At 42.1% G+C, this 5837-nt stretch carries 5 protein-coding genes and 4 tRNA genes; 1 reads left to right on the top strand and 8 read right to left on the bottom strand.

The window, feature by feature from the left end; translation table 11 throughout:
* The 5 genes from Q1A40_RS22795 to Q1A40_RS22775 all read right to left on the bottom strand — a co-directional run.
* On the bottom strand, positions 1 to 122 hold a 122-nt coding region (locus Q1A40_RS22795), incomplete at its 3' end, for a GTP-binding protein (RefSeq protein ID WP_300006055.1).
* Positions 123 to 234: 112 nt separating this feature from the next.
* Positions 235 to 310: transfer RNA gene (locus Q1A40_RS22790), tRNA-Thr, on the bottom strand.
* Positions 311 to 315: 5 nt separating this feature from the next.
* Positions 316 to 390: transfer RNA gene (locus tag Q1A40_RS22785), tRNA-Gly, on the bottom strand.
* Between the two features lie 118 nt (positions 391 to 508).
* A tRNA-Tyr gene (locus Q1A40_RS22780) sits at positions 509 to 593 on the bottom strand.
* A 20-nt stretch (positions 594 to 613) separates the two neighbouring features.
* Positions 614 to 689: transfer RNA gene (locus Q1A40_RS22775), tRNA-Thr, on the bottom strand.
* Positions 690 to 1151: 462 nt separating this feature from the next.
* Between Q1A40_RS22775 and coaA the strand changes: the two genes are divergently transcribed.
* Positions 1152 to 2105: a type I pantothenate kinase gene (gene coaA, locus Q1A40_RS22770; protein ID WP_300006053.1), complete on the top strand. Its 954-nt coding sequence runs from the start codon at positions 1152 to 1154 to the stop codon at positions 2103 to 2105.
* Positions 2106 to 2127: 22 nt separating this feature from the next.
* Here the strand turns inward: coaA and birA are convergent, their stop codons facing one another.
* The 3 genes from birA to Q1A40_RS22755 form a co-directional block, all read right to left on the bottom strand.
* The gene (gene birA, locus Q1A40_RS22765) at positions 2128 to 3090 is read right to left on the bottom strand and encodes a bifunctional biotin--[acetyl-CoA-carboxylase] ligase/biotin operon repressor BirA (RefSeq protein ID WP_300006051.1); all 963 of its coding nucleotides are present in this window, start codon (positions 3088 to 3090) and stop codon (positions 2128 to 2130) included.
* The gene (gene murB / locus Q1A40_RS22760; protein WP_300006049.1) at positions 3087 to 4115 is read right to left on the bottom strand and encodes a UDP-N-acetylmuramate dehydrogenase; all 1029 of its coding nucleotides are present in this window, start codon (positions 4113 to 4115) and stop codon (positions 3087 to 3089) included. The genes birA and murB overlap by 4 nt, the downstream gene beginning before the upstream one ends.
* A 698-nt stretch (positions 4116 to 4813) precedes the next feature.
* Entirely contained in the window at positions 4814 to 5305 is a 492-nt protein-coding gene (locus tag Q1A40_RS22755; RefSeq protein WP_300006047.1) for a hypothetical protein, read from the bottom strand.
* Between the last annotated feature and the right edge of the window lie 532 nt (positions 5306 to 5837).

Genomic DNA, 5837 nt, shown 5'->3' with positions numbered 1-5837 from the left:
CCGTAGGTTTTAGCCAGTACGGTAGTGATTGCAGCGGTCAGAGTAGTTTTACCATGGTCAACGTGGCCGATAGTACCAACGTTAACGTGCGGCTTTTTACGTTCAAACTTTTCTTTAGACATGAATTGTCCCTCTAAGACACGGTTAAAACGGTGATATCACCACATCAACCAGGCATTTGCCTGCATTGCTGAATTGAGTTAACAGAAGATAATCAGGGATGAGAGAAGGAAGTGGTGCTGATAGGCAGATTCGAACTGCCGACCTCACCCTTACCAAGGGTGCGCTCTACCAACTGAGCTATATCAGCACATCTGGAGCGGGCAGTGGGAATCGAACCCACATCATCAGCTTGGAAGGCTGAGGTAATAGCCATTATACGATGCCCGCATCCTGGAACTCGACTACCTGGATGTCTTTCTGTATTGGAGATAAAAGAAGTTCTTTTATCCTTTGAGTCGATCAGCTTGAAGCCTTTCGCCTCTGGCGACGATTACGTTGCCGTATATGGTGGTGGGGGAAGGATTCGAACCTTCGAAGTCGATGACGGCAGATTTACAGTCTGCTCCCTTTGGCCGCTCGGGAACCCCACCAGGGGTACTTAGATACTTGATGGTGCCGACTACCGGAATCGAACTGGTGACCTACTGATTACAAGTCAGTTGCTCTACCTACTGAGCTAAGTCGGCATCAAGTGGTGCGCATTTTATGAGGGTCTGCGCCGTCTTGCAACAAAAAAATTGCAGAAAATGCGCGTACGCTTACATTTTACGCAATTCACCGTAATTATGCTGATTATTTCACCAAATAAGTATAAAATTCATCCACTGAGGGACTGATTTTTTCGTTTTTTCTTACCTGCGATTCTTCTTTTTCATGTTTATTTGTTTTTTCATTGAATAAAAAACAAGCAGTTAACACAAAAAAGATGGCGTGCTCTGACATTATATTCAACACACAACGTGATGGATTCACGGTAATGCATCATTCATACTGATTTTTTCTTCTTATTCTTTCACTTCCGGTGTTACCCTCCTGCCCATTATCAAACATCCGATGCGTTGCACAGCTTGAACCCTCCGAATGTGGCGGTGCTATTGATAGCAAGATGTACAACGTAAATATGGTTTTGAACGACAGAAAGCATGCTTATGAGTAACAGAGAACAAATGTTGGCAATTACTCCTTATCTGCAATTTGATCGCAAGCAGTGGGCTGCACTGCGTGATTCTGTTCCAATGACACTGACAGAAGCAGAGATTACGCGCCTTAAAGGGATTAACGAGGACCTCTCCATGGATGAGGTTGTCGAGATCTATCTCCCTTTATCGCGGCTACTAAACTTCTATATAAGTTCTGACTTACGCCGTCAGGCAGTTCTGGAGCAGTTTCTGGGCACGAGTGGCCAGCGTATTCCGTATGTGATTAGCATCGCGGGAAGTGTCGCCGTCGGAAAAAGTACGACAGCACGTGTGTTGCAGGCACTGTTAAGTCGCTGGCCTGAACATCGCCGCGTTGAATTGATTACTACAGATGGCTTTCTTCATCCGAATGCGGTGCTCAAAGAACGCAATTTGATGAAGAAAAAAGGGTTTCCGCAATCCTACGATATGCATCGCCTGGTGAAGTTTGTCTCTGATATTAAATCAGGCGTACCTAACGTTACCGCTCCCGTTTATTCGCATCTTTTCTATGATGTTATACCCGGCGGTGATAAAACGGTTGCTCAGCCGGATATTTTAATTCTTGAAGGATTAAATGTTTTACAAAGTGGCATGGATTATCCCCACGATCCACATCATGTTTTTGTTTCAGATTTTGTCGATTTTTCTATTTATGTTGATGCACCAGAAGAATTATTGCAGGATTGGTATATTAACCGTTTTTTGAAATTCCGTGAAAGTGCATTTACCGACCCAGATTCCTATTTCCATCATTATGCAAAGCTTTCTAAAGATGAAGCTATTAATACTGCAACACAATTATGGAAAGAAATTAACCTGTTGAATTTAAAACAGAATATATTACCCACCCGCGACCGCGCCAGTCTGATAATGACTAAAATCGCGAATCATGAAATAAATAGTGTTAAATTACGAAAATAATGATTAAGGGGATGACCTCCCCTTAATTTACTCCGCGTAATGAAATTTCCCCACCAATCCAGGCTTTTATTACACCATCGTGCTCCAACAATAATCCCCCTTGTTCATTAATACCGCGAGCAATACCAAATACCTCACGTTCGCCAATGATCAGTTTTACCGGACGATTAATATAGTTGTCTAACTTCTGCCAGCGAGAAAGAAAAGGCGTTAACCCCTCACGTTCAAAATGCATTAAGGCCTGACGTAATTCTTTAATCAATGAAACAGCAAGCTGATTTCTGTCGATATTAAGACCAGCCTGTTGCAGATTGGTCCAGCCTTGATTCACGACTTCAGAGGCGACACTTTTCATTGCCAAATTGATACCAGCACCCATAACAATCTGCGCTGCATCGCCTGTTTTACCTGTTAGCTCTACCAGAATACCGGCAAGTTTTTTATCGTTAAGATAGAGATCATTTGGCCATTTAACTCTGACATCATGAGCACCGAGCTGTTGCAATACTTCAGCAATAACAATACCGATGACCAGGCTCAGCCCGATTGCAGCAGCAGGTCCCTGTTCAAGACGCCAGTACATTGAAAGATAAAGATTGGTACCAAAAGGAGAGAACCACTGTCTTCCTCGTCTTCCCCTACCCGCTTGCTGATATTCTGCGATACAGGCATCGCCTGATTTCAGTTTGCCGAGCCGCTCAAGTAAATATTGATTCGTTGAATCAATGACAGGTAATACATTGACTGTACCCTCGTTAATCTGCGAGAGAATCAATGCCTCATCAAGCAATTGTATCGGTTCAGGTAAGCTATATCCTTTTCCCGGTACAGTGAGTATATCAATACCCCAGTCACGTATAGTCTGGATATGTTTATTAATCGCAGCCCGGCTCATACCCAGTTGCTCACCCAGTTGCTCACCTGAGTGGAATTTACCATCAGCCAGGATACTGGTTAAGGTTAATGGAACTGTATTATCTCTCACGCGATTGTCTCCAGTGCGCTAACTTCTTGCTTATCACCGATAAAGCGAACTTCAGGCTCCAGCCAGACATTAAATTTCTGGCCAACCTGTTGGCGAACATAGTGCGCTAACGCCACGATATCCTCACTACTTGCGTTACCTTCATTGATAAGCACTAATGCTTGCTGACGGTGTACAGCCGCGCCTCCAATTCGGTGGCCTTTAAGCTGACACTGATCGATAAGCCAGCCAGCAGCAAGTTTCACCTTGCCATCAGCCTGTGGATAATGAGGAGCGTTCGGATAATGGATAAACAAATCCTTAGCTTCTTTCGCTGTAATCACTGGGTTTTTGAAAAAGCTGCCTGCATTACCATTCACTTTTGGATCAGGTAACTTCGACGTTCTCATTTCACAGACACTATCGAAAACTTGTTGAGCGGTGACGCTTTGCGGATCGAGTTGGTTAAGAGAACCGTAAGTGAGTATAGGCTGCCATTTTTTAGCTAATCGCAGCCCCACTGCAATAATCGCATAGTGCTTATAGTCAGCCTGTTTGAAAATACTGTCACGATAGCCAAACTGGCACTGTTCATTCTCAAGGCGAACTTCCTGCCCATTGGTGAGGTCAATACAGTCAACATACTGGCAGATTTGCTTGATCTCTACACCGTAAGCACCGATATTCTGGATAGGTGACGATCCTACGCAGCCGGGAATCAAAGCGAGATTCTCAAGTCCCGCCATACCCTGCTGGAGCGTTTTCTCTACCAGCTGATGCCAATTTTCTCCTGCACCGACATGCAATAACCATGAATCTTCCTGCTCCGTGACCTCAATGCCCTTGAGACGGTTTACTATCACGGTGCCAGCGAAGTCCTTGAGGAAAAGTATATTACTTCCCTCGCCCACCAGGATAGCGGGCTGACCATTGTTAGCGGCGTCGTTCCATGCCGTTAACAGTTCCTGGGCTGATTCAACAACGGCAATGCGTTTAGCATGAGCCTGGATACCAAAGGTATTGAAAGACTTCAGAGAGGGATTCATGGTCGTTATGTTCCGGAATATAGACCAAAGTAGTTTACCTGATTGGTTGCCGCTTTGTCTCACCGCGAACTCCCCCACAGACTTTGCATCCTCTATCCGAAAAGAAGAAGTCGGGATAACTTAACGAAAATTTAACCTTGTCTTACATAACCAGCACAGGAAGCAACCATTAGAAACCTCTGTACCCTGACATGCAGGATACTTGCAAATGCCAGGAACAAGCTGAGCGTAGATAAACTACAGCAACTGATGACATAACTGACATTCATCTGCTGGTTGATATAGCCCTCTCTTTTAATCAACTCTTCTGGTGTATAATTTTATTGTTTTCCATTACATGAATATAAAAACGTAATATATATTTTCTACTAATAATAGTTTCAGCAACCAAAGAAAACATCGTTGATTTTTTCTTACTAAAACCTCATCTTTTCTCCTCTATAGAGGACAGCATTTCCCTTCCATAATTCATTAGTCAATAATTAGTTCCAATAAATAATATTTATTTTTTGGCCTTGCGCTCCTGAGTTCAATAGTAAGTTCATGAACACTTAATAAATAAAATTTAGCTGACACTATCGTAAACCTACCATCTAATGGATAACTATTATCAGTAGTGACAGTTCCGAACGAGTATTTAGAAAGTGTTCTAAATTATTAGTTTTTTTAAAATCATTTAAAGATATCAGGAGAAAGTATTAGCGAACTTGCATCCTGTATTTCTCATAATAAGAATAAGGAGAGCGCGATGATTCTGGATTGTCAGTAAAATATTCTGCCTCCTGTAGGTCAGGCTCTAGTATGGCTGATGGGTTGTTTACAATAATATCATCGGCAAGAGACAGGGGAGGTTCTGGATAAGGAAGGAGGTCTCCTTCTGGGGTTCCCGACAAGTTTGCCCTTCCCAAAAGAGAGCAGTAATATCCACCAACAGCTAGCAGACCTGTGCCCGTCAAAACAGCAATCCCAATAAGCATACGTTTCAGCCACCCAGACGAATTTTTTCCCCCATCATAAGAGTAATAAGCGGACTGATTAATCTTTTCTTCCGTACTATTATCGACACTATTTATTCCTACCGTAAGGGTTCGATATACGGGATCATTATATGATTTTATCTCATCATCAATTTGATTGATATGAAGTTGATGCTCTCTATTGCTGGGTGTTTCTGAATTAATTTTTAGCATGTATTCTTCCTTTAAAATACCATTACTGATGATATGGGCTCAGATATTAAAAAATATATTATCTAAACTGATCTTGGTTAGATTTTCACAGTAACTCACTCAGCAGCAATTAATATATTCCATTATTAAAAAAGATAAGAGTATAATATATTCACTCTATGCGTTCTCTCTTAAGTCACATTAGATGTAAATATGTCATAACAATACGACCATTCGTCAGCCTAAAGTATAAATAAAAAATTTACTTACTCTTTTGTTTATATTCAAAAATTTGTATAAAAATAACCCTATGGTTATACATTCAATAAAAATAAAAAATATTTTATTCAGCAGGTATTTTTCTGGAACTCCATGACGAGTTATCCTGAATAACTCACACAGGCAACACCTGAGCAGCATAAATTATGACGGCTAACGCAAAAAACCCCAGCCTTTCGGCTGGGGTTTCTGCTTATTTGATGTCTGACAGTTCCCTACTCTCGCATGGGGAGACCCCACACTACCATCGGCGCTACGGCGTTTCACTTCTGAG

The organism is uncultured Cedecea sp. (assembly GCF_947498825.1).
Classification (GTDB): Bacteria; Pseudomonadota; Gammaproteobacteria; order Enterobacterales; family Enterobacteriaceae; genus JGM124.
Note: the sequence above shows the minus strand (reverse complement) of the source record. Positions and strands in the feature narration are given on the sequence as shown.

What these genes read in the sequence shown, in the direction of transcription:
- coaA (WP_300006053.1), top strand. Translation starts at nt 1,152, where the DNA reads ATGAGTAACAGAGAACAAATGTTGGCAATTACTCCTTATCTGCAATTT.
- murB (WP_300006049.1), bottom strand. Translation starts at nt 4,115, where the DNA reads ATGAATCCCTCTCTGAAGTCTTTCAATACCTTTGGTATCCAGGCTCAT.
- Q1A40_RS22755 (WP_300006047.1), bottom strand. Translation starts at nt 5,305, where the DNA reads ATGCTAAAAATTAATTCAGAAACACCCAGCAATAGAGAGCATCAACTT.